The following is a 511-nucleotide window of genomic DNA, read 5'->3' as shown; positions in this document are numbered from 1 at the left end:
GCCGCAACCATCGTGCTGCCCCAGCTCGCGGCCATGCTCGCCGGGCTCCACGAAAGCCGCGCCACGGTCCTGACCCAGGTCGAGACTCTTGTGGAGGCCCACCCTCTTCACCCGGTCCTGATGTCTCTGCCGGCCGTGGGCATCAGGACCGCTGCACGAATCCTCACCGAAGTCGCCGGGAAAGACTTCCCCACCGCAGGGCACCTGGCCTCTTACGCGGGGCTGGCCCCTGTTACCTGGCGATCCGGGTCTTCCATCCGTGGCGATCATTCCTCCAGGAAAGGCAACAAAGTCCTCAAACGAACCCTGTTCCTCTCCGCGTTCGCCGCGCTCAAAGACCCGCCCTCCCGGGCCTACTATGACCGCAAACGAGCCGAAGGAAAACGCCACAACCAGGCACTCATCGCCCTGGCACGACGACGCTGCGATACCCTCTACGCCATGCTCCGCGACGGCACCCTCTACCAACCCCCAACACCCGCAACCGCTTGACGAAAAACATAGGGGCACT

At 64.4% G+C, this 511-nt stretch carries 1 protein-coding gene; it reads left to right on the top strand.

The annotated features are described in order from the left end of the window. Nucleotides 1-492, top strand: a 492-nt coding sequence (locus HP499_RS24835) for a transposase (RefSeq protein WP_172326651.1), incomplete at its 5' end; no start/stop codon positions are given. Between the last annotated feature and the right edge of the window lie 19 nt (nt 493-511).

The sequence above is a fragment of the Paenarthrobacter sp. CM16 genome (assembly GCF_013179505.1).
In the GTDB taxonomy this organism is placed as follows: Bacteria; Actinomycetota; Actinomycetes; order Actinomycetales; family Micrococcaceae; genus Arthrobacter.
Note: the sequence above shows the minus strand (reverse complement) of the source record. Positions and strands in the feature narration are given on the sequence as shown.